General features: G+C 71.7%; 26 protein-coding genes. 19 read left to right on the forward strand and 7 right to left on the reverse strand.

The genetic code is table 11. The features are described 5' to 3' along the window. Positions 1 to 11 precede the first annotated feature (11 nt). A complete protein-coding gene (locus ACFWYS_RS23780) occupies positions 12 to 566 on the forward strand; it encodes a GNAT family N-acetyltransferase (RefSeq protein ID WP_384772362.1) in 555 nt (184 codons plus the stop codon). Here ACFWYS_RS23780 and ACFWYS_RS23785 read toward each other — a convergent pair. Beyond that, a complete protein-coding gene (locus ACFWYS_RS23785) occupies positions 538 to 885 on the reverse strand; it encodes a DUF6204 family protein (protein ID WP_384772365.1) in 348 nt (115 codons plus the stop codon). The genes ACFWYS_RS23780 and ACFWYS_RS23785 overlap by 29 nt on opposite strands. 59 nt (positions 886 to 944) lie before the next feature. Between ACFWYS_RS23785 and ACFWYS_RS23790 the strand changes: the two genes are divergently transcribed. Next, positions 945 to 1,880 carry an arginase family protein gene (locus ACFWYS_RS23790; RefSeq protein WP_384772368.1) on the forward strand — a complete coding sequence of 312 codons (936 nt, stop codon included), beginning with the start codon at positions 945 to 947 and terminating at the stop codon, positions 1,878 to 1,880. Here ACFWYS_RS23790 and ACFWYS_RS23795 read toward each other — a convergent pair. Next, a complete protein-coding gene (locus ACFWYS_RS23795) occupies positions 1,871 to 2,230 on the reverse strand; it encodes a VOC family protein (protein ID WP_384772371.1) in 360 nt (119 codons plus the stop codon). The genes ACFWYS_RS23790 and ACFWYS_RS23795 overlap by 10 nt on opposite strands. Positions 2,231 to 2,341: 111 nt before the next feature. On the opposite strand from ACFWYS_RS23795, the gene ACFWYS_RS23800 reads away from it, so the two are divergent. Next, positions 2,342 to 2,893, forward strand: coding sequence for a phage holin family protein (locus ACFWYS_RS23800; RefSeq protein ID WP_384772374.1), 552 nt, complete (start codon positions 2,342 to 2,344; stop codon positions 2,891 to 2,893). Positions 2,894 to 2,900: 7 nt separating this feature from the next. Then, positions 2,901 to 3,950, forward strand: coding sequence for an SDR family oxidoreductase (locus ACFWYS_RS23805; protein WP_384772377.1), 1,050 nt, complete (start codon positions 2,901 to 2,903; stop codon positions 3,948 to 3,950). Between the two features lie 57 nt (positions 3,951 to 4,007). Here the strand turns inward: ACFWYS_RS23805 and ACFWYS_RS23810 are convergent, their stop codons facing one another. Together ACFWYS_RS23810 and ACFWYS_RS23815 are read right to left on the reverse strand one after the other, a co-directional pair. Then, a complete protein-coding gene (locus tag ACFWYS_RS23810) occupies positions 4,008 to 5,099 on the reverse strand; it encodes an enolase C-terminal domain-like protein (protein ID WP_384772380.1) in 1,092 nt (363 codons plus the stop codon). Positions 5,100 to 5,118: 19 nt separating this feature from the next. Next, a complete protein-coding gene (locus ACFWYS_RS23815; RefSeq protein WP_384772383.1) occupies positions 5,119 to 6,075 on the reverse strand; it encodes an LLM class F420-dependent oxidoreductase in 957 nt (318 codons plus the stop codon). 209 nt (positions 6,076 to 6,284) lie between these two features. Between ACFWYS_RS23815 and ACFWYS_RS23820 the strand changes: the two genes are divergently transcribed. The 13 genes from ACFWYS_RS23820 (at position 6,285) to ACFWYS_RS23880 (ending at position 16,149) form a co-directional block, all read left to right on the forward strand. After that, positions 6,285 to 8,021: an FAD-dependent oxidoreductase gene (locus ACFWYS_RS23820; protein ID WP_384772384.1), complete on the forward strand. Its 1,737-nt coding sequence runs from the start codon at positions 6,285 to 6,287 to the stop codon at positions 8,019 to 8,021. Beyond that, entirely contained in the window at positions 8,018 to 9,865 is a 1,848-nt protein-coding gene (locus ACFWYS_RS23825) for a transketolase (RefSeq protein ID WP_384772387.1), read from the forward strand. The genes ACFWYS_RS23820 and ACFWYS_RS23825 overlap by 4 nt, the downstream gene beginning before the upstream one ends. After that, positions 9,862 to 10,791: a non-homologous end-joining DNA ligase gene (gene ligD / locus ACFWYS_RS23830; RefSeq protein ID WP_384772390.1), complete on the forward strand. Its 930-nt coding sequence runs from the start codon at positions 9,862 to 9,864 to the stop codon at positions 10,789 to 10,791. Before ACFWYS_RS23825 ends, ligD begins: the two co-directional genes overlap by 4 nt. Positions 10,792 to 10,859: 68 nt before the next feature. Further along, entirely contained in the window at positions 10,860 to 11,192 is a 333-nt protein-coding gene (locus ACFWYS_RS23835) for a gas vesicle protein (RefSeq protein ID WP_384772392.1), read from the forward strand. 52 nt (positions 11,193 to 11,244) lie between these two features. After that, positions 11,245 to 11,688 carry a gas vesicle structural protein GvpA gene (locus ACFWYS_RS23840; RefSeq protein ID WP_384772395.1) on the forward strand — a complete coding sequence of 148 codons (444 nt, stop codon included), beginning with the start codon at positions 11,245 to 11,247 and terminating at the stop codon, positions 11,686 to 11,688. Continuing rightward, a complete protein-coding gene (locus tag ACFWYS_RS23845) occupies positions 11,685 to 12,455 on the forward strand; it encodes a GvpL/GvpF family gas vesicle protein (RefSeq protein ID WP_384772398.1) in 771 nt (256 codons plus the stop codon). The genes ACFWYS_RS23840 and ACFWYS_RS23845 overlap by 4 nt, the downstream gene beginning before the upstream one ends. Positions 12,456 to 12,459: 4 nt before the next feature. Then, entirely contained in the window at positions 12,460 to 12,720 is a 261-nt protein-coding gene (locus ACFWYS_RS23850; RefSeq protein ID WP_384772400.1) for a gas vesicle protein GvpG, read from the forward strand. After that, entirely contained in the window at positions 12,720 to 13,421 is a 702-nt protein-coding gene (locus ACFWYS_RS23855; RefSeq protein ID WP_384772436.1) for a DNA primase, read from the forward strand. The genes ACFWYS_RS23850 and ACFWYS_RS23855 overlap by 1 nt, the downstream gene beginning before the upstream one ends. Beyond that, entirely contained in the window at positions 13,418 to 14,542 is a 1,125-nt protein-coding gene (locus ACFWYS_RS23860) for an SRPBCC family protein (RefSeq protein WP_384772402.1), read from the forward strand. The genes ACFWYS_RS23855 and ACFWYS_RS23860 overlap by 4 nt, the downstream gene beginning before the upstream one ends. Further along, the gene (locus tag ACFWYS_RS23865; protein ID WP_384772405.1) at positions 14,539 to 14,865 is read left to right on the forward strand and encodes a gas vesicle protein; all 327 of its coding nucleotides are present in this window, start codon (positions 14,539 to 14,541) and stop codon (positions 14,863 to 14,865) included. The genes ACFWYS_RS23860 and ACFWYS_RS23865 overlap by 4 nt, the downstream gene beginning before the upstream one ends. After that, positions 14,862 to 15,683 carry a GvpL/GvpF family gas vesicle protein gene (locus ACFWYS_RS23870; protein WP_384772408.1) on the forward strand — a complete coding sequence of 274 codons (822 nt, stop codon included), beginning with the start codon at positions 14,862 to 14,864 and terminating at the stop codon, positions 15,681 to 15,683. Before ACFWYS_RS23865 ends, ACFWYS_RS23870 begins: the two co-directional genes overlap by 4 nt. Next, positions 15,680 to 15,868 carry a gas vesicle protein gene (locus ACFWYS_RS23875; protein ID WP_384772410.1) on the forward strand — a complete coding sequence of 63 codons (189 nt, stop codon included), beginning with the start codon at positions 15,680 to 15,682 and terminating at the stop codon, positions 15,866 to 15,868. Before ACFWYS_RS23870 ends, ACFWYS_RS23875 begins: the two co-directional genes overlap by 4 nt. Next, positions 15,865 to 16,149 (forward strand): gas vesicle protein K, encoded by a 285-nt coding sequence (locus tag ACFWYS_RS23880; RefSeq protein WP_384772413.1) that lies wholly within the window; start codon positions 15,865 to 15,867, stop codon positions 16,147 to 16,149. Before ACFWYS_RS23875 ends, ACFWYS_RS23880 begins: the two co-directional genes overlap by 4 nt. Positions 16,150 to 16,207: 58 nt before the next feature. Here ACFWYS_RS23880 and ACFWYS_RS23885 read toward each other — a convergent pair whose 3' ends face one another. The 3 genes from ACFWYS_RS23885 to ACFWYS_RS23895 form a co-directional block, all read right to left on the reverse strand. Further along, positions 16,208 to 16,378, reverse strand: a complete 171-nt coding sequence (locus ACFWYS_RS23885; protein WP_384772416.1) for a hydrophobic protein — start codon at positions 16,376 to 16,378, stop codon at positions 16,208 to 16,210. Between the two features lie 42 nt (positions 16,379 to 16,420). Beyond that, the gene (locus ACFWYS_RS23890; protein WP_384772418.1) at positions 16,421 to 17,266 is read right to left on the reverse strand and encodes a class I SAM-dependent methyltransferase; all 846 of its coding nucleotides are present in this window, start codon (positions 17,264 to 17,266) and stop codon (positions 16,421 to 16,423) included. A gap of 82 nt (positions 17,267 to 17,348) precedes the next feature. Continuing rightward, positions 17,349 to 18,845, reverse strand: coding sequence for a bifunctional phosphatase PAP2/diacylglycerol kinase family protein (locus tag ACFWYS_RS23895; protein WP_384772420.1), 1,497 nt, complete (start codon positions 18,843 to 18,845; stop codon positions 17,349 to 17,351). 73 nt (positions 18,846 to 18,918) lie between these two features. Here ACFWYS_RS23895 and ACFWYS_RS23900 point away from each other — a divergent pair, with 73 nt between their 5' ends. Further along, on the forward strand, positions 18,919 to 19,578 hold the full coding sequence (locus ACFWYS_RS23900) for a histidine phosphatase family protein (RefSeq protein ID WP_384772423.1): 660 nt from the start codon (positions 18,919 to 18,921) through the stop codon (positions 19,576 to 19,578). 93 nt (positions 19,579 to 19,671) lie between these two features. Then, the gene (locus ACFWYS_RS23905) at positions 19,672 to 21,291 is read left to right on the forward strand and encodes an ABC-F family ATP-binding cassette domain-containing protein (protein WP_384772426.1); all 1,620 of its coding nucleotides are present in this window, start codon (positions 19,672 to 19,674) and stop codon (positions 21,289 to 21,291) included. Positions 21,292 to 21,374: the final 83 nt, after the last annotated feature.

A 21,374-nucleotide genomic window follows, 5' to 3' on the forward strand; every position in this document is an offset into this window, starting at 1 on the left:
AGGCTGACGGAATGCCGCACCCCGCTTCCCGCTACCTCGCCGAGGGCCCACGCGTGGGCATACGCCACTTCACCCACGGGGACGCCGCCGAGTTCACCGCGCGCGCCCGGGAGAGCAAGGAACTGCATCATCCGTGGCTCTTCCCGCCGGACAGCGCGGCGGCCTACGCCGCCTACGCCGGGCGGCTGATCGAGGATCCGGGCAAGGCGGGGTTCTTGGTCTGCGCGAAGGACGACGGCGGGGACATCGCCGGGTTCATCAACATCAACAACATCGTCGAGGGCGCCTTCCAGTGCGGGGCCCTGGGATACGGCGCCTTCGCCCACGCGGCCGGGCGCGGTCTGATGCGGGAGGGCCTCGACCTGGTCGTGGGCCACGCGTTCGGCCCGATGCGACTGCACCGCCTGGAGATCAACGTCCAGCCCGCCAACACCGCCTCGACAGCTCTCGCGCGCGCCTGCGGCTTCCGGCTGGAGGGCTTCTCGCCGGGCATGCTCTTCATCGACGGGGCCTGGCGCGATCACGAGCGGTGGGCGATCACCGCCGAGATGCGGGCTTCCGGTTGATCTTCATCGTGTCCAGGTCGGTGACCGTCGACCTCAGATCGCGGAAGCCGTAGCCCAGCTCCCGAAGCGTGGCCTCGGCCCGCTCCTCGGCGAGCGCGCCGGCCATCTCCTCGCCGTCCGCCGCGTCCGAGACGACCACGTAGCGCATCGAGAAGTGCTTGAGCGGGGACGGCTCGTAGGACAGCGACCCCTCCTCGGTGAACCGCATGCTGGTCAGACCGTGCTCGGCGGCCTCGGCGAGCAGCCGCGCCCGGGCCGCGTCGGTGAGCCCCTCCCAGGTGCCCCGGACGATCACCCGATAGGTGTGCCGCTCGCTCATGCTCCCGCTCCCTCGAATTGACGTTGAGGGCCGACTCTACGTCGGCGAGGATGAGCCGCATGCGGAATTTAGTGGTGCTCGACGCCCCCTCCAATCTGGGCCTGCGCCCGCCCGCCCCCGGCACCGTGCCCGGCTGCCACAAGCTCGCCGGAGCGCTGCGTGAGCAGCGGATCGTGCAGCGGTTGCGGGCGCTGGAGGGCGGGGTGGTGGTGCCGCCGCGCTACGACCGGGGGGACTGGCGGGAGGGCGACGGTGTGTTCAACGCGGCCGCCCTCGCCTCCTACACCCGCAGGCTCGCCGACCGCATCGAACGCCATGTCCGCGCCGGGGACTTCCCGGTCGTGCTCGGCGGCGACTGCTCCATCAACCTCGGCGCCGCCCTCGCCCTGCGCCGCATCGGCCGGTTCGGGCTGGTCGTGCTGGACGCCTCGCCCGACTTCCGGCACCCGGGCAACTCCGACCGGGTCGGCGCGGCGGGCGGCGAGGAGGTCGCCCTGGCCACCGGGCGCGGGCAGGAGGACCTGACCGACCTGGAGGGGCTCAGACCCTATCTGCGGGACGAGGACGTGCGGTACTTCGGCATCCGTGACTACTTCGACGAGGACCGGGCCGAGCTCGCCGACCTGAAGATTCCCGTGGTGACCGTCGGCGACGTAAGGGAATGGGGCGCGCGGGCGCTGGCGTCGGTCACCCGGCACGCCTTCGAGATTCCGCAGCTGGGCGGCTTCTGGGTGCACCTGGACGCCGACGTCCTCGACCCGTCCGTCATGCCCGCCGTCGACAGCCCCGACCCGGAGGGCCTGACGCCCGACGAACTCGTCGCGCTGCTACGGCCGTTGCTCGGATCGGGTCACTGCGTCGGGCTCAACATCACGATCTACGACCCCGATCTGGACCCGGAGGGCACGGCGGGGGCGCTGCTCACGGACATCGTGGTGACCGCCCTCGACCAGGCCGACGACCAGGCAGACGGCCAGGCCGACGATCAGGTCTGACCTTCGGCCTGCCGGTCCGCGTACTCGTAGATCGCCCCGTCCGGGTGCATCGCGATCAGATTGCGGCCCACCGGCGTCGGCAGCGGACCCGCGATGATCCGCGCGCCCAGCTCGCTGAGCACCTGGCGGGTCTCCTCGACGTCCTTGACGGCGATCGTCGCCGCGACCTTGCGCAGCACCTCCAGCTCGGCCTCCGGGCCGCTCATGAGCAGGAAGCAGCCGATCGCCGCCACCTGGACACCGCCGCGCTCGAAGCGGAGGGCTCTGCCGCCCGAGAGGCGTTCGTAGAAGGGGACCGCGGTCTCCAGGTCGTCGACGCATACACGCAGCGTGGCTCCCAGAATGTCCATGCGGAGAGCCTAGTTGGGACGGCGCGGGGACGGGAGATCGTTTCACGCGATCCCCGCACGCGATCCCCTCACTCCCCGTTATGGGCACGCCCCTGCGGGTACCCGGCCGTCATGGATCGCTTGGATCATCTTGAGCATCTGGACAAGCAACTGGTCGACGAGCTCGCCCAGGTGGCCCGTGAGACCGTACGCGACGAGCTGCGCGAGCAGACCCGCAGGCAACGCCGCCGCGCCACGCTCTACGCCGCGTCCGGCGCCGTCGCCCTGTACGCGGGCGCGGCCCTCGCGCTCACCCTGGGGCTCGGCCTCGCCGCCGGGCTGCCGGACTGGGCCGCCGCGCTGATCACCGCGGTGATCCTCGGCGCGATGGCGTACGCACTGCGCAGCGCGGCACGCCCGTCCGCGTCCCGGCCTACGCCTCGGTCGGGGACCGAGGCCGCGCAGGGACACGCCGCCGCCGGCACGGCACCGACCGCCCCGCCGGGCGGGCCCGGCATGCCCTACCCGCCGATGCCGCCCGCACCGCCCGCGGCCGGAGCGACAGGGGTGCCAGGCGCAGGTGCAGGGGCGACGGGCACGACTGGTGCGGCGCCGCCGGAGACGCCGGGAGCACCGCCGCACCCCGACGACATCGACCCCGAGCAGCCGCATCACCGGGCGTGACGCCGCCGTGCGCGGGCCGAGGAAGGGGAACCTGCCGGGACGGCGGGGCAGGACCGTCGTGGTCACCGGGGCCAGCGGAGGCGTGGGCCGGGCCGCCGCCCGCGCCTTCGCCGCACGGGGCGACCGGGTCGCCCTGCTGGCCCGGGGACGCGAAGGTCTCGCCGGGGCGGCGGACGAGGTGCAGCGGGCCGGCGGTGAGGCGCTGGTCGTCACCGTCGACATGGCCGACGCCAAGGCGGTGGACGACGCGGCCCAGCAGGTCGCCGACGCCTTCGGGCACATCGACGTCTGGGTCAACAACGCCTTCGCCGGGATCTTCGCACCGTTCACCGAGATCAGCCCGGACGAGTTCCGGCGGGTGACCGAAGTGACGTACCTGGGCTATGTGTTCGGCACCCGGGCGGCGCTGCGCCACATGCTGCCGCGCGACCGGGGCACGGTCGTGCAGGTCGGGTCCGCGCTCGCCTACCGCGGGATTCCGCTGCAGTCGTCGTACTGCGGGGCGAAGCACGCCATCCAGGGGTTCAACGAGTCGCTGCGCTGCGAGCTGCTCCACCGGGGGAGCCGGGTGCGTACGACGATGGTGCAGCTCCCCGCGCTCAACACCCCGCAGTTCGACTGGGTGTTGAACCGGCTGCCGGGCCGGGCCCGGCCGGTGGCGCCGGTGTATCAGCCGGAGGTGGCCGCGCGGGCGATCGTGCACGCCGCCGGGCACGGGCGGCGCAGGGAGTACTGGGTGGGCGGCTCCACCGTGGCGACGCTGATCGCCAATGCCGTGGCGCCCGGGGTGCTGGACCGGTATCTGGCGCACAGCGGGTTCGAGGCACAGCGGGACGAGGGGGAGCCCGTGGGGCCGGGGAACCTGTGGACGCCGGCCGACGGGCCGCACGGGCGGGACTTCGGGGCGCACGGGCGCTTCGACCAGGAAGCGGTGGGCGGCGGCCCTCAGGAGTGGGCGTCGCGGAACCGGGGGCGGATGGGGGCGGGCGGGGCCGTCGTGGCGCTGGCCGCCCTGGCGACCGCCGGACTGCGCCGTCGGCGACGTCAGACCCCCTGATAGTCCTCTGACAGTCCTCCACCTCAGGCGACGTCAGACCACCTGGTGGTCCTCCACTCAGGCCACCTGATACTCCTCCACCTCCAGTGCCCGCAGCGTCAGTCCGTGCCCCATGCCCCGGGTCGGGGCAACCGTGCCGCCCTTCGGGTCCAGGGCGCCGGTGAAGAACATGTCCTCCATGCGGACGTGGTCGTGGAACCACTCGATGTGGCGCAGATTGGGGATCGCGGCGGCGACGGCGGCGTGGGCGTGCGGGGCGCAGTGGGCCGAGACCTCCAGGCCGTGGGCCTGGGCGAGGGCGGCGGCGCGGAGGAACTCCGTGATGCCCCCGCAGCGCGTGGCGTCGACCTGGAGGCAGTCGACCGCGCCCGCGTCGATCATGCGGGCGAAGTACGGGAGGTCGTAGCCGTACTCTCCGGCCGTGACATCGCAGCCCAGGGTGTCGCGGACCAGGCGCAGGCCCGGCAGGTCGTCCGAGGACACCGGCTCCTCGAACCAGCCGACGCCCTGTTCGTCGAGGGCCCGGCCGACGCGGACGGCCTGTTTGCGGTTGTAGGCGCCGTTGGCGTCCACGTACAACTCGGCCTCGGGGCCGATCACCTGACGCGCGGCCTCGACCCGGGCCACATCACGCTGGACGGAGTGGCCCCAGTCCTCACCGATCTTGATCTTCACGCGCGGGATGTGCTGGCCGTGCACCCAGCCGTTCAACTGCGCGGCCAGATGCTTGTCGTGGTACGTCGTGAAGCCGCCGCTGCCGTAGACGGGCACCCGTTCCCGGCACGCGCCCAGCAGCCGGGCCAGGGGCAGTTCCAGGAGGCGGGCCTTGAGGTCCCACAGGGCGATGTCGAGCGCCGAGATCGCGCACGCGGCGACGCCCGGGCGGCCGGCGTTGCGGATCGCGCGGGACATCACGTCGTGGGCGGCCGGGATGTCCAGGGCGTTACGGCCTTCGAGGAGCGGTGCGAGATGGTCGCGCAGGAAGTCGCCGATCGCCGCCGGGCCGTACGTCCAGCCCGTGCCGGTGGTGTCGCCCGACGTCACCTCGGCGAGCACCACGGTCGTGGCGTTCCAGGCCAGTGTGCCGTCCGCCTCGGGGGCGTCGGTGGGCACCGTGTAGACGGAGATGACGGGGAGCCGCAGTTTCATCGTGGGGGTCGCCTTCTCGTCACTGCTGGAGCTGCGGGAGCACCTTCGTACGGTAGAAGTCGAAGAAGCCGCGCTGGTCGGGGCCGATCTGGTTGACGTAGACCCGGTCGAAGCCGGCCTCGGCGAAGGCGTTCAGCGCGGACACGTGCTCGTCGGGGGCGTCGCCGCAGACCGTCCGGTCGCGCACCATGTCCTCGGTGATCAGCGGCTCCAGCTGTTCGAAGTGGCTCGGCGAGGGCAGGATCTGGCCCATCTCGCCGGGCAGCAGCTGGTTGGACCACAGCCGGTGGACCGTGCGTACGGCCTCGTCGCGGTCGGTGCCGTAGCAGACCTTCGTGCCGCCCATCACGGGCTTTCCGTGTCCGCCGCCCTTGCGGAACTGGGTGACCAGGTCCTCGTCCGGCATCATCGTGATGTAGCCGTCGCCGACCCGGGCCGCCAGCGATGTGGCCGCCGGGCCGAAGCCGGAGACGTCGATCTGGACGGGCTCGTCGGGGACCGTGTAGAGACGGGCGTTCTCCACCCGGTAGTGGCTGCCGTAGTGGCTGATCTCCTCGCCGGAGAACAGCCGGCGCATGATCAGGATCGCCTCCTCCAGCATGTCCATGCGGACGCTCGCGGGTGGCCACACATGGCCGAGTATGTGCTCGTTGAGGGCCTCGCCGGTGCCGACGCCGAGCCGGAAACGGCCGTTCGTCAGCACCGCGCAGGTCGCCGCGGCCTGGGCCACCACCGCCGGGTGGATCCGCACGGTCGGGCAGGTCACGGCCGTCTCGATCGGCAGTGAGACCGCCTCCGAGATCGCGCCGATCACCGACCAGACGAAGGGGCTCTCGCCCTGCGCGTCGTTCCACGGGTGGTAGTGGTCCGAGATCCACAGCGACTCGAACCCGGCCTGTTCGGCCATCCTCGCCTGTTCGACGAGATCGGCCGGGCGGAACTCCTCGCTCGCCAGGAAGTAGCCGTACTCGGGCATGGGGACTCCTCCGGGAGTGCCGCGGCACGGTACCTCCGTGTCGGCGGCGGGGGACGGTCGCCGTTCCGGGTACCCGGGGGTCCGGTCGGAAACCGGGCCGTCCGGGGCGACTGGCCGTAATGTGCCGCTGCCCGCGGTCCACGTTTGGCGGCCCTGACCAGGGGGACGCGGAAGGCTCCCGAGGTACGCGACAGCGTCGGAGGCCCACTGTGAGTCGACCCCGCATCGTGATCGTCGGCGCCGGATTCGCCGGTTACCGGGCGGCCCGCACCCTCTCCCGGCTGGCCCGGAACCATGTCGACATCACCCTGCTGAACCCGACGGACTACTTCCTGTATCTGCCCCTTCTGCCCCAGGTCGCCGCCGGCATCCTGGAACCGCGCCGGGTGACCGTCTCGCTCTCCGGCACCCTGCCCCACGCACGGCTGGTGCTGGGCGAGGCCGACGCGATCGACCTCGACGGGCACACCGTGCACTACACCGGGCCCGAGGGCGACGGCGGCACCCTGCCCTACGACCGGCTGATCCTCGCCGCGGGCAGCGTCAACAAGCTGCTGCCCATCCCCGGCGTCGCCGAGCACGCGCACGGCTTCCGCGGACTGCCCGAGGCGCTGTACCTGCGTGACCACGTGACCCGGCAGGTGGAACTGGCGGCGGCCGCCGACGACCCCGAAGCCTGCTCGGCGCGCTGCACCTTCGTCGTGGTCGGCGCCGGATACACCGGCACCGAGGTCGCCGCGCAGGGCCAGTTGTTCACCGACTCCCAGGTGCGCAAACAGCCGTTGCGGGCCGGGATGCGGCCGCGCTGGCTGCTGCTCGACATCGCCGAACGTGTCCTGCCCGAGCTGGACGAGAGGCTCTCCCGCACCGCGGACCGGGTGCTGCGGCAGCGGGGCGTGGAGGTGCGGATGGGCACCTCGGTGAAGGAGGCCACGCACAGCGGGGTGCTGCTGACCGACGGCTCGTTCGTCGACACCCGCACCGTGGTGTGGTGCGTCGGCGTACGGCCCGATCCGCTCGCCGAGTCCCTCGGGCTGCCGCTGAAACGGGGCCGGCTCCTCGTCGACCCGTACCTCCAGGTGCCGGGCCGGCCCGAGCTGTTCGCCGCCGGGGACGGGGCCGCGGTGCCCGACCTGGAGAAGCCGGGGCAGTTCACGCCGATGACCGCGCAGCACGCCTGGCGGCACGGCAAGGCCGTGGCCCACAACGTCGCCGCGTCACTCGGCTTCGGCGAGCCGCGCCCCTATCGCCATCGCGACAAGGGCTTCGCCGTGGACCTGGGCGGCGTCAAGGCGGCCGCCAACCCGTTCGGCGTGCCGCTCTCCGGCGTGGCCGCGGGCGCCGTCACCCGCGGCTACCACCTCGCCGCCATGCCCGGCAACCGCATCCGCGTCGCCGCCGACTGGCTCCTGGACGCCGTACTGCCGCGCCAGGCCGTGCAGTTGGGGCTCGTCCGCTCGTGGGCGGTGCCGCTGGACACCGCATCGCCGGAACTGGTCCGGGCGCCGGGGCCGCAGGGGGCGGAGGGAACAGACTCCGCGGCTGCCGACCGGACACCCGCGGTTGCCGACCGGACAGGGGAGCCCGAGATGACCGAGAAACGCCGGGTGCCAGACGAGCCCGCGAGGAGCCAGCCGGGCGGTGAGCCGGCGAAGAATCAGCCGGGTGATGAGCCCGCGCGCAACCAGCCGGGTGGTGAGCCCGCGAGGAACCAGCCCGCGGGTGACCCCGTTCAGGACCCCGACTCCGCCACGCACCCCGAACCCCCCGGCCCCATCAGGCGCTCCGACCTACGAGCCGCCCACGAGGCAGCTACCGACACCTCTGACACCCCCGACGCCCCCGCGGTTCACAAACCGCACCCCGAAGCCCCCCGACCCCGCTCCCACAACCCCGGCAGCTCCCACAACCCCAGCAACCCCAACCCTTCGGAAGGAGCCTCATGAACACCGCCGAACTCGTCGAGCTCGCCCAGCAGTTGCGTGTGGACAGTGTGCGGGCCTCCGCCGCGGCGGGATCGGGGCATCCCACGTCGTCGATGTCCGCCGCCGATCTGATGGCAGTGCTCCTCGCCAACCACCTCCGCTACGACTTCGACCGGCCCGCCCACCCCGGCAACGACCGTTTCGTCCTCTCCAAGGGACACGCCTCGCCCCTGCTGTACTCCGTCTACAAGGCGGTCGGGGCCATCGAGGACGGTGAGCTGGTCACCTTCCGCAAGATCGGCAGCCGTCTCGAAGGGCATCCGACGCCCAGGCGGCTGCCGTGGGTGGAGACGGCGACCGGTTCGCTCGGACAGGGGCTGCCGATCGGGGTGGGGATCGCGCTGGCCGGGAAGCGGCTCGACCGGGCCGGGTACGGGGTCTGGGTGCTGTGCGGGGACAGCGAGCTCGCCGAGGGATCCGTGTGGGAGGCCGCCGAGCACGCGGCGTACGAGCATCTGGACAACCTCACCGCGATCGTCGACGTGAACCGGCTGGGCCAGCGCGGCCCGACCCGGCACGGCCACGATCTCGACGCCTACGCCCGCCGCTTCAAGGCCTTCGGCTGGCACACCGTCGAGGTGGACGGACATGACGTGGACGCCGTCGACCGGGCGTACGGGGAGGCCCGGTCCACCACCGGGCAGCCCACCGTGATCCTCGCCCGCACCCTCAAGGGCAAGGGCGTCGAGTCCGTCCAGGACCGGGAGGGACTGCACGGCAAGCCGCTGCCCGACCCCGACGAGGCGATCGCCGAACTCGGCGGGGTCCGCGACATCCGCGTCAGCGTCCACGAACCGCCCGCCGCCCGTGTGCTGCACGCCGTGCACACCGGGAACCTCGAACTGCCCCGCTGGGACAAGGGGGAAGAGGTGGCCACCCGCAACGCCTACGGTGAGGCGCTGGCCGCCCTCGGCGGCGCGCGCGGTGACGTCGTCGCCCTGGACGGCGAGGTCGGTGACTCCACCCGCGCCGAGTTCTTCGCCAAGGCACACCCCGACCGCTACTTCGAGTGCTACATCGCCGAGCAGCAGATGGTCGCCGCCGCGGTGGGGCTCGCGGCCCGCGGCTGGGTGCCGTACGCCGCCACCTTCGCCGCCTTCCTCACCCGCGCCCACGATTTCGTGCGCATGGCGTCGATCAGCGGTGCCGACATCAACCTCGTCGGCTCGCACGCCGGTGTCGCCATCGGGCAGGACGGGCCGAGCCAGATGGGCCTGGAGGACCTGGCGATGATGCGGGCCGTGCACGGCTCGACGGTGCTGTACCCGTGCGACGCCAACCAGACCGCGCGGCTCGTCGCCACCATGGCCGCCCTGCACGGCGTCCGCTATCTGCGCACCTCGCGCGGCGACAGCCCGGTGATCTACGGCCCCGACGAGGAGTTCCCCGTCGGCGGCAGCAAGGTGCTGCGCTCCAGCGACCGGGACCGGCTGACCGTCGTCGCGGCCGGCGCCACCGTGCACGAGGCGCTCGCCGCCGCGGACGCCCTGGGCCGGGAGGGCATCCCGGTCAGGGTCATCGACCTGTACTCGGTCAAGCCCGTCGACCGGTCCACCCTGCGCCGGGCCGCCGAGGAGACCGGCTGTCTGCTCACCGTGGAGGACCACCACGAGGAGGGCGGCATCGGCGACGCCGTCCTCGACCCCTTCCTCGACGGGCGCCCGGTACCGCGCCTGGTCCGCCTGGCCGTCCGCAGGATGCCGGGCTCGGCCTCCCCGGACCAGCAGCTGCACGCCGCCGGCATCGATGCCGCGTCCATCGCCGCCTCGGGTCAGCTGCTGGTGGAGGAGGCAGTCGTACGGTGACCGGCGCCGACGATGCCAGGAAGGTGCGGGCGGGCCGCCGTACGGTCGAGGTCAAGCGCGTCGGCAAGGTGCTCTTTCCCGGCGACGGGGGCGCCGAGGAGTACACCAAGGGCGACCTCGTCGACTACCACCGGTCCGTCGCCCCTTTCATGCTGCCGCATCTGCGGGGCCGCCCGCTGATGCTGGAGCGGCATCCCGACGGTGTCGACGGACCCCGGTTCATGCAGAAGAACACCCCCGACCACTACCCGGAGTGGATCACCCGCTTCGAGGTGCCCAAGGAGGACGGCACCGTCTGTCACACGGTGTGTGACGACATCGCCACCCTCGTCTACCTCACCGACCAGGCCTGTCTCACTCTGCACCGCTGGCTCTCCCGCACCTCGGACATCGACCGCCCCGACCGTCTGGTGTTCGACCTGGACCCGGCCGACGACGACTTCGAGCAGGTGAGGCAGGCCGCCCGGCTGCTCGGCGAGCTGCTCGACGAACTGGGGCTGCCGTCGGCGCCGATGACCACCGGATCGCGCGGGCTGCACATCGTCGTACCGCTGACCGGTCACCACGACTTCGACGAGGTCCGCGAATTCGCCAAGGACGTCGCCGGCGCACTGGAGTCGGCCCACCCCGACCGGCTCACCACCGCCGCCCGCAAGAAGGACCGCGGCGACCGCCTCTACCTCGACGTGCAGCGCAACGCCTACGCCCAGACGGCCGTCGTGCCCTACACCGTCCGCGCCCGGCCCGGCGCCCCCGTCGCCACGCCGCTGACCTGGGACGACCTGGAAGATCCGGAGCTTGACGCGCGCCGCTGGAGCATCGCCGACGCGGTGCGGCAGGCCCGCACCGATCCCTGGTCCGGGCTGATGCGACGGGGCCGCGCGCTCGGGCCCGCCAGGCGCAGGCTCGACGCACTGCGCGGCTGAAGAAGCTGAAGAAAACGCATGACGTGTTTGACCCGCGCCTCGCAGGTCACTCGGCGCGGGAGGCGTCCATGAACGATTCACAGAAAACCCCCAAAACATCCAGACGGCAGACAGGCGGGGCGGACAACCAGCCGGCCCCCATCGAGGTCCTGCGTCAGGCACGGGCCCAGCTCGCCGAACTCACCGGCATGAACGCGGAGAAGGTGACGTCCTTCGAACAGGCGGAGGACGGCTGGACCCTCGAAATCGAGGTCCTGGAACTGGCCCGCGTACCCGACACGATGAGTCTGATGGCGAGCTACCAGGTCGATCTCGACCACCAAGGACAGCTCACCGGCTACCGGCGCTTGCGCCGGTACGAACGGGGGCGCTCCGACGCACACAGGCCCGGCGGCCGGTAGGTCGCTCGCCACCGCCCAGCACACCGTCCCGAGGCAAGGAGGAGCGGTCGGCATGACCGTTGTCCCGGCACAGCAGACCGGCGGCGGAGGCGGCAGCAGCGGCCTCTACGACGTCCTGGAACTCGTACTCGACAGGGGACTCGTCATCGACGCGTTCGTGCGTGTCTCCCTGGTCGGCATCGAGATCCTGAAGATCGACATCCGTATCGTCGTGGCCAGCGTCGACACCTATCTGCGCTTCGCCGAGGCGTGCAACCGGCTCGACCTGGAGGCGGGGCCGCACAAGGACCCCGGCCTGCCCGACATCGTCGGCGAGGTCACCGAGTCCGGTGCACGCGGCAAGTCCAAGGGAGCGCTGTCCGGCGCCGCCGAGACCCTCTCCGACGCGTTCAAGCAGGCGCGTGACGAAGGCGAGGAGCGGGAGCGGCCCAGGCAGCGCGCCCGCAAGTCCACCACGGCGCGCAGGAAGGCGGAGAGGGAGGAGGAGCAGGAGTGAGCACGTACGTCTACGGCATCACCGCGAGCTCGCATCCCGCCCTCCCCGAGGAAGTGAGCGGGGTGGGCGAGCCGCCGCGCCCCGTGCGCGTCCTGAAGGAGGGCAGGCTCGCCGCCCTCGTCAGCGACGCCCCCGAAGGCCTACGCCCCAAGCGCAGGGAACTGCTCGCCCACTCCCATGTGCTCGCCGAGGCGGGCGCGGCCGGCTGCGTCCTGCCCATGCGGTTCGGCAGCGTCGCGCCCGACGACGACACGGTCACCGGAGTCCTCGCCGAGCGGGCCGAGCACTACAGGGAACGTCTGAGGGCCCTGGACGGCAAGGTCGAGTACAACGTGAAGGCCACGCACGCCGAGGAGGCCGTACTGCACCGGGTGCTGGCCGGAAACCCGGAGATCCGGGCCATGACCGAGGCCAACCGGCAGGCCGGCGGCGGCAGTTACGAACAGCGGCTGCGGCTCGGCGAGATGGTGGTCGCCGCGGTCAAGGCCCAGGAGGCCGAGGACGCGACCGATGTGCAGCACACCCTGGAACCGGCCGCGGACGCGGTCAGCGCGGGACCCGACTCCAGCGGCTGGCTCGCCAACGTGTCGTTCCTGGTGGCCCGCGACTCGGTCGAGACGTTCCTGACCGCCGTCGAGCAGCTCCGTGAGGGCCACCCGCACCTGGACCTGCGTGTCAACGGCCCGCTGCCGCCGTACAGCTTCGTCGAGCCCGGTCCCGCCGAGCCCGCGGACCCCGTGTCCGGCGGCCCAACGGCGAAGGAGTGAAGCGGTGGGACTGGTCGGAGAGGTACTGCTGCTGCCGTTCGCCCCGGTGCGCGGAAGCGCATGGGTGATCGGACAGGTGTTGCGCGAAGCGGAACGCATTTACTACGACCCGGCCGCAGTGCGGGCCGAACTGGCCAAGTTGGAGGAGGAGTTGGTCGCAGGCGAGATCGACGAGGAGGAGTTCGACCGCCGTGAGGACGAGCTTCTCGACCGACTGGAGATCGGTCTGCGCGCAGGGTACGGGAACAGCGACGGGACGGCATGATGAATCGAGTGGGACTGGGCCTCGCGATCGGGGCCGGATACTTCCTCGGACGGACGAGGAAACTGAAACTGGCGTTGGCCGTCGGTAGCGTCGTGGCCGGAAAGCGGATGCATCTGAGCCCGAAGGGCGTCGCCGACCTGGTGTCCCAGCAGCTGCTGAACAACCCGCAGTTCAAGGAGATCGGGGAACAGCTGCGCGAGGATCTGCGCGGCGTCGGCCAGGCCGCGTCCGGCGCCCTGGTCGAGCGGCAGCTCGACGCGTTCGCCGACCGGCTGCACGGCCGTACCGCCGAGGTGCGCGAGCAGCTGTCGGGCGCGGTGCCGACACCGGACGCGGAGGAGGACGAGACCGAGGAGTCTCGCGCGCAGGACGACGACCATGACGACACGGAGGACTCCGAGTCCGACGAGCCGTCCGGGAAGGGGACCGCCAAGCGGGACTCGAAGCGGGGCTCGGAGCGGGACTCGGAGGATTCGGCCCGCTCGGACGGTTCGGCGCGGCAGACCGGCAAGAAGTCGGCGAAGAAGGCCCCCGCGAAGAAGACGGCGGCGAAGAAGACCGCCGCCGGGAGGACAGCGCCCAAGAAGGCCGCGGCCAAGCGCGACGGGACCGGCAGGTCGGCCGCCAGGAAGACGGCCGGGGCCGGTGGGTCCGCCCGCGGCGGCCGGACGCGCGGGACGAAGGGCGGTGACGGATCATGACCGAGACGCTCGGATCCGCGACCTCCGAGGCCGGCAAGACGGCGAAGCAACCCCTGGCCGCAGTGGCCCAGAGCGAGGCCGCCGACCGGCTCAAGGACGAACTGCAGGAGTACCTCGCCGCGCAGACCCAGCGGCTGCTGGTCGGCGCGGGACGCAGGCTCGGCGAGGCCACGGTCAAGCTGAACGACATCGCCGAGGGCCGCAGCCCGGGCCTGGCCAAGCTCGCCCTCGACGGCGGCCGCAAGCTCGCCGACGGCAAGGGCCCGCTGCGCAGCGCGCTGGAGGTCGGCGCCGGACACGTCAAGGACAACGTGGTCGACGCGTTCAAGAACCTCGGTGGCGGCAAGAGCAAGCGCAAGGGCGGGGCCGGCAACAAACCCACGGTGATCATCGAGTACGTCGACGTCGGCGTGCCGCTGCGCACAGCCTACGACCAGTGGACCCAGTACCAGGACTTCAGCACCTTCGCGAAGGGTGTGAAGAGCGCGAACCGCGCCGACGACACGGACTCCGACTGGCAGCTGAAGGTGTTCTGGTCCAACCGCAGCTGGAAGGCCCACACCACCGAACAGATCCCGGACGACCGGATCGCCTGGACCTCGGAGGGTGGCAAGGGCACCACGAAGGGTGTCGTCTCCTTCCACCGCCTCGACGACAGCCTCACCCGCGTCCTGCTGGTCATCGAGTACTACCCCAAGGGTCTGTTCGAGAAGACCGGCAACATCTGGCGCGCCCAGGGCCGCCGGGCCCGGCTCGATCTGAAGAACTACGTCCGCTTCGTCACCCTCAAGGGAGAGGCCGACGACGGCTGGCGCGGCGAGATCCGCGACGGCGAGGTCGTCCGCAGCCACGAGGACGCGGTCGCGGAGGAGGGCGAGGAGGAGTACGAAGGAGACGAGGACGACGGCGAGACCGGCGAGACCGGTGAGTACGCCGAGGACGAGGAGCCGGAGGACGAGGAGCCGGAGGGCGAGGAGCCCGAGGGCGAGTACGAGGAGGACGAGGAGGACGACGGCGAAGAGCGCGAGGACGAGGAGGAGCCCGAGGACGCTTACGAGGACGAGCCCGAGTACGAGGACGAGGAAGAGTCCGAGTACGCCGGTGGCGGGAGCCGACGATGACGATGCCGGGCCGGCTGCCCGAGCCCTACGGCCAGGGCAGCAGCGCCAACCTTGCCGACATCCTGGAGCGGGTGCTCGACAAGGGCATTGTCATCGCGGGCGACATCCGGATCAACCTGCTCGACATCGAGTTGCTCACCGTCAAGCTGCGCCTCATCGTCGCCTCGGTCGACAAGGCGAAGGAGATGGGCATCGACTGGTGGGAGGACGACCCGGCGCTCAGTACACGCGCCCGCCGCGACGAACTCGCCCGGGAGAACGCCGAGTTGCGTGAGCGTCTGGCCCAGCTGGAGCCCGCCCCGAGACAGGAGGAGGCCCCATGAGCGCACTGCGCTACGTCTACGCCGTCTGCCGCCCCTTTCGCTCCGCCCTCCAGGCCCAGCTGACGGGGGTCGCCGGGGCGCCGCCGAAGCAGCTGACACACCACGGCCTGATCGCGGTCGTCAGCACGGTGCCCGAGGCGGACTTCGCCGAGGCTGCGCTGCGTGCCCACCTGGAGGACCTGGACTGGCTCAGCACGACGGCCCGCGCCCACCAGCAGGTCATCGACGCGCTCACCGTCGTCACCACCCCGCTGCCGCTGCGGCTCGCCACCGTCTTTCGGGACGACAGCGGCGTACGGACCATGATGGAGGCCCGCGAGGAGGACTTCCGGCGCGTTCTCGACCGGCTGGAAGGGCGAGTGGAGTGGGGCGTCAAGGTGTACGTCGAGCCAGAGCCCACGGAATCCACGGAATCCGCCGAGTCCGCCCGATCCGCCGAGGCTGCCGAGTCCGGTCGGCCCGGCACCGGGGCCGCGTCGGGGCGCGACTATCTGCGCCGGCGCCGCCGGCAGACGCGCGCCCGTGAGGACGTGTGGCAGAAAGCCACCGAATTCGCCGGCCGACTGCACGAAACACTCTCCGCTTTCGCCGAGGACTCCCGGCTGCATGCCCCGCAGAGCGCCGCGCTTTCCGGATCCTCCGGACAGAACGTGCTCAATGCCGCCTATCTGGTGCCGCGCGCGGATTCCGAGGAATTCGTGGAACTCGTGGACCGGGAGAAGGACGGTGCCCCCGGAATCCGGGTCGAACTCACCGGCCCATGGGCTGCCTATTCCTTCTCCGGCGAGTTCGCGGAGGAGCCGGAGGAGGGGCCGTGACCGTCGTCGAACGCCGTGAGGTCGCCCTCGTGGACCTGCTCGACCGGCTGCTCGCCGGGGGCGTCGTCGTCACGGGGGACATCACCCTGCGCATCGCGGACGTCGACCTCGTCCGCATCGATCTGAACGCGCTGATCAGCTCGGTCAACGAGCAGGTCCCGTCGCCCTGGGGGCAATTGACGTGACGTCACATCGCAACCGCCTGGACCTCGATCCCGACACCGTCGAGCGCGACCTGGTGAAACTCGTCCTGACGGTCGTCGAGTTGCTCCGTCAGCTGATGGAGCGGCAGGCGCTGCGCCGTTTCGACGAGGGCGCTCTGAGCGAGGAGCAGGAGGAACGGATCGGGCTCACGCTGATGCTCCTCGAAGACCGTATGGCCGAGTTGCGTGAGCGCTACGGACTGCGGCCCGAGGACCTGAACTTGGACCTCGGGCCGTTGGGACCGCTGCTTCCCCGGGAATGATGCCCCCGGGGGAAGTCCCGGGGGCATCATTCCCTCGGGACTTCCCCCGGGGGCGAATTCACCACCTATACCAGCGGCCCCTGCCGCCCGCCGTGGTGGTGCCACGCATGACGAAACCCAGGAGCCACACCACGAGAACCGCGACCGCGATCCACCACAGGGCCTTCAGCGCGAATCCGGCACCGAAGAGAATCAGAGCCAGTAGCAGTACGAGCAGAATAGGAACCATAATCTGACCTCCTGTTCGCCCGGGTTTCCAGAAATTCGAGATTCAGGCTTCCTTACGGCACAGAATCTCCGCGTGCAGCACGCTGAACCAGCCGTCCTCCCGCCGCCCCCACTCCCGCCACGCCTCCGACACGGCCCGCAGTTCCGCGATGGTCGCGTGCCCCCCTTCCGTGGCCCGCTCGGCATACGCCGAGGCCAGCGTCCGATCCGCCCACAGCCCGCTCCACCAGGCCCGCTCCTGAGGCGTCGAGAAGGTCCAAGTGCTCGACGTGGCCGTGATGTCGGAGAACCCGGCGCGCAGCGCCCAGGACTTCAGCCGGCGTCCGGCGTCCGGCTCACCGCCGTTGGCGCGGGCGACCCGGCGGTACAGGTCCAGCCAGTCCTCCAGGCCCGGGGACGCCGGGTACCAGGTCATGGCCGCGTAGTCCGAGTCGCGTACCGCGATGAAGCCGCCCGGCCTGGTCACCCGCCGCATCTCGCGCAGCGCGCCCACCGGATCGCCGACGTGCTGCAGCACCTGGTGGGCGTGGACCACGCAGAACGTGTCGTCCGGGAAGTCCAGGGCGTGCACGTCCGCGACCGCGAACTCGACGTTCGTCAGGGCGCGTCGGGCGGCCGTGGCCCGGGCCTGTTCCAGGATCTCCGGCGCCCGGTCGACACCGGTGACATGTCCGTCGGGGACCAGGGCCGCCAGGTCGGCGGTGATCGTGCCCGGGCCGCAGCCGATGTCCAGGATCCGCATGTGCGGCTTCAGTGAGCCGAGCAGGTACGCCGCCGAGTTGGCGGCGGTGCGCCAGGTGTGCGAACGCAGCACGGACTCGTGGTGCCCGTGCGTGTAGACGGCGGTCTCCCGGGCCTTCGACGGAGTCTTCGGCAATGCCTTCGACATGGCTCTTCCCCTCGTCTCGTGTACCGGCTCACCACCGTACGCGCGCATGTCGAATACTGAGACCCGCGTTTTACAATGTGGACTATCGGGTGTTCGGCAGCGGACGGTAGACGGTCAGCGCCTCCGGCAGCTTCTCCAGCGTCACCTCGCCGCCCACCTCGGTGACTTCGCCGTCGTAGGCGAGGAGCGCGCCCGGTGTGACCCCCGACAGACGCAGCCGGCCGACCTGGACCGCCGCATGGGCGGGGGACCGGGTCAGCGGGCCCGCGAGGGCTGCCGCGAGCAGGCGCAGGGCGGGCCGGCGGCCACCGTGCACGACGCGGACGTCCAGCACCCCGTCCGCGAGGTCCAGCCGCCGGGCGGGGGCGAGGCCCACCCGGTGGTAGGTGCCGTTCCCGGCGAACAGCAGCCACAACGGGTGGGCGCGGCCCGCGACCTCGGCGTGCAGCGGGTGACGTTCGCGGCGCATGACGCGCAGGGCCGCGAACACCCCGGCCGGCCAGGCGCCGAACCGTGCCCCGAAGCGGTCCCGCTCACGCACCAGCTCCGGATACACGCCCAGGCTGCAGGTGTTGAGGAACAGGCCCTGCTGTCCGTCGCAGGTGAACCGGCCCACGTCGACGCGCACGGCCTCGCCGCGCCGGACCGCCCGGCTCAGATCGTGTGCGTCCTCCACGCCCAGGTCATGGGCGAAGTGGTTCATCGTGCCGCCGGGGAGGACCGCCAGCGGCAGACCGTGCAGCAGCGCGACCTCGGCGGCCGCGTTCACGGTGCCGTCCCCGCCGCACACGCCGAGCACCCGGGCGCGGGCCGCCGCCTTGCGCAACTCCTCGCTGGTGTCGGACGGTTCGCACTGGACGATCTCGGCGCGCGGCAGCGCGTCCAGCAGGGCGTGCACCCGGTCGGCGGTGCCCGACCCCGTGTTGGCCACCACGACCAGACCCGCTCCGTCCGGCAGCGCCGGCACGTCCGTACGGGGCCGGGCCGGCGGCACCAGCCGGTCACGGGTCGGCACCATGCCCCGTACGGCGAACGCGGCGCCCGCGCCCAGCGCCGCCCCCGCCAGCACGTCGCTCGGGAAATGGACGCCCGTGTACACCCGGGACAGCGCGACCGACCAGGCGATTGGGGCCACGACCAGCCCCCACGTGGGCGACTCCAGGGCGACCCCGGTCACGAACGCCGCCGCCGACGCGGAGTGACCGGACGGGAACGAGGTGGTGATCGGCTGCCGCTTCAGCTGCCGGACCAGCGGTACCGGATCCAGCAGCGGCCGGGGACGGCGCACCGACCGCTTGCCGAGGGTGTTGATGGTCAGCGAGGCCAGGCTGAGCGAGGCCAGCCCCCGCGCCGCGGCCCGACGGGCCCGGGGCGTGCGGCTGGCGGCGATGGCGGCGGCCGTCGCGAACCACAGCACGCCGTGGTTCGCGCTCCGGCTCAGCCGCGGCAGCACCCGCTCGGCATACGGCCAGTGCTGTTCGGCGGCGAACTCGAACAGCCGGGAGTCGAGAGCGAGCAGCCGGTCGCGCAGGGCGTGCCGGCCGGGCCTGGGGACGGTGAGGTCGACGTCTGGGCTCATACAGGGCTGGGTACCCTGAAGTCGCCGGTTGCTGTCCGGCCCGCGGTGAGAGACACACGGAGGAACCCGTCACATGCGCCTGCTCCTCGTCCGCCACGGCCAGACCCCGTCCAACCTGCGCCACCTGCTGGACACGGCCGTCCCCGGCCCGGGCCTCACCGCACTCGGCGAACAGCAGGCCGCGGCCCTGCCCGCCGCGCTGGCCGACGAGGACATCGAGGCCCTCTACGTCTCCACCCTCACCCGCACCCAGCACACCGCGGCCCCGCTGGCCGCCGCCCGCGGCCTCGACGTGCTCGTCCGGGACGGCATCCGCGAGGTGTCCGCGGGCGATCTGGAGATGCTGCCCGGCGACTCCGATCGGGGCCGGCTCTACATGAAGACGGTGTTCGCGTGGGCGGCCGGCGACCCGGACCAGCGCATCCCGGGCGGCGAGAACGGCACGGAGGTGCTGGCGCGGTACGACGCCGTGGTGGCCGAGGCCGTGGACAGCGGCGCCGGGACCGTCGCCATGATCAGCCACGGCGCGGTCATCCGTCTGTGGACGGCTGTCCGCGCGGACAACGTGGATGTGGCCTTCGCCGCCGCGCGACCGCTCGACAACACCGGTGTGGTGATCCTTGAGGGCTCGCCCGAGGACGGGTGGAAGGCGTTGTCGTGGGCGGGAGCGGTGGTGGCTCCGGCCGGAGAGGGCGGGCCCGCCGGGTGGCCGGTCGTCGAGGACACGCCGTAGGCACCCGGGGACGGGGCCGCGACGGGGCCGCCGGGACGGCGTTCCGTATAACGGTTTGCCGCAGCTCCGCGACGGCCCGCACAATTCGGCATCATGGGACATCTGGAAGCCGCGCATCTTGAGTACTACCTCCCCGACGGGAGGGCGTTGCTCGGCGACGTGTCCTTCCGGGTGGGCGAAGGCGCCGTCGTGGCGCTGGTCGGGCCCAACGGCGCCGGTAAGACGACCCTGCTGCGACTGATCTCCGGGGAGCTGAAGCCGCACGGCGGCACCGTCACCGTCAGTGGCGGGCTGGGTGTGATGCGGCAGTTCGTGGGGTCCGTACGGGACGAGACGACCGTACGCGACCTGCTCGTGTCGGTCGCGCCGCCGCGTATCCGCGAGACCGCGCAGGCCGTCGACACCGCCGAGCACTTGATCATGACCGTCGATGACGAGGCCGCCCAGCTGAAGTACGCGCAGGCGCTCGCCGACTGGGCCGAGGCGCGCGGGTACGAGGCCGAGACGCTGTGGGACATGTGCACCACGGCCGCGCTCGGTGTGCCGTACGAGAAGGCGCAGTGGCGGCAGGTGCGGACCCTGTCGGGCGGTGAGCAGAAGCGGCTGGTCCTTGAGGCGCTGCTGCGCGGCACCGACGAGGTGCTGCTGCTCGACGAGCCCGACAACTACCTCGACGTGCCCGGCAAGCGGTGGCTGGAGGAGCGGCTGAAGGAGACCCGCAAGACGGTCCTCTTCGTCTCCCACGACCGTGAACTGCTTGCCCGTGCCGCCGAGAAGATCGTGTCGGTGGAGCCTTCGCCGGCCGGGGCGGACGCCTGGGTGCACGGTGGTGGCTTCGCCACGTATCACGAGGCCCGGCGTGAACGCTTCGCCCGCTTCGAGGAGTTGCGCAGGCGCTGGGACGAGAAGCACGCCCAGCTGAAGAAGCTGGTGCTGAGTCTCCGGCAGGCCGCCTCGATCAGCCATGAGCTGGCCTCCCGCTACCAGGCCGCTCAGACCCGCCTGCGCAAGTTCGAGGAGGCGGGGCCGCCGCCGGAGCCGCCGCGTGAGCAGGACATCCGGATGCGGCTGAAGGGCGGGCGTACCGGGGTGCGGGCCGTCACCTGCGAGGAGCTTGAGCTCACGGGGCTGATGAAGCCGTTCTCGCTGGAGGTCTTCTACGGTGAGCGGGTCGCCGTCCTCGGTTCCAACGGTTCCGGCAAGTCGCACTTCCTGCGGTTGCTGGCGGGGGAGGACGTGGCACACTCCGGGGCCTGGAAGCTGGGCGCTCGTGTCGTGCCCGGGCACTTCGCGCAGACCCATGCGCACCCCGAGCTGATGGGCCGGACCCTGCTCGACATCCTGTGGCAGGAGCATGCCCAGGACCGGGGGGCCGCGATGTCCCGGCTGCGGCGCTATGAGCTGACCCAGCAGGCCGAGCAGACGTTCGACCGTCTGTCCGGTGGCCAGCAGGCACGCTTCCAGATCCTGCTGCTGGAGCTGGAGGGTGTCACGGCCCTGCTCCTCGACGAGCCGACCGACAACCTCGATCTGGAGTCCGCCGAGGCGCTTCAGGAGGGGCTGGAGGCGTTCGAGGGCACGGTGCTGGCGGTCACCCATGACCGGTGGTTCGCTCGGTCCTTCGACCGGTACCTGGTGTTCGGCAGCGACGGCCGGGTACGGGAGACGACCGAGCCCGTCTGGGACGAACGCCGCGTGGAGCGAACCCGTTAGCTTCCTCGCCCCCGCCGCCCCTACCCGTCCCATCCCCCAGGGGCTGCCGCCCCTTCGACCCCGCTCCCAGGGGGCTCCGCCCC

Origin of the sequence: Streptomyces sp. NPDC059010, from assembly GCF_042740355.1 — a bacterium.
In the GTDB taxonomy this organism is placed as follows: domain Bacteria; phylum Actinomycetota; class Actinomycetes; order Streptomycetales; family Streptomycetaceae; genus Streptomyces.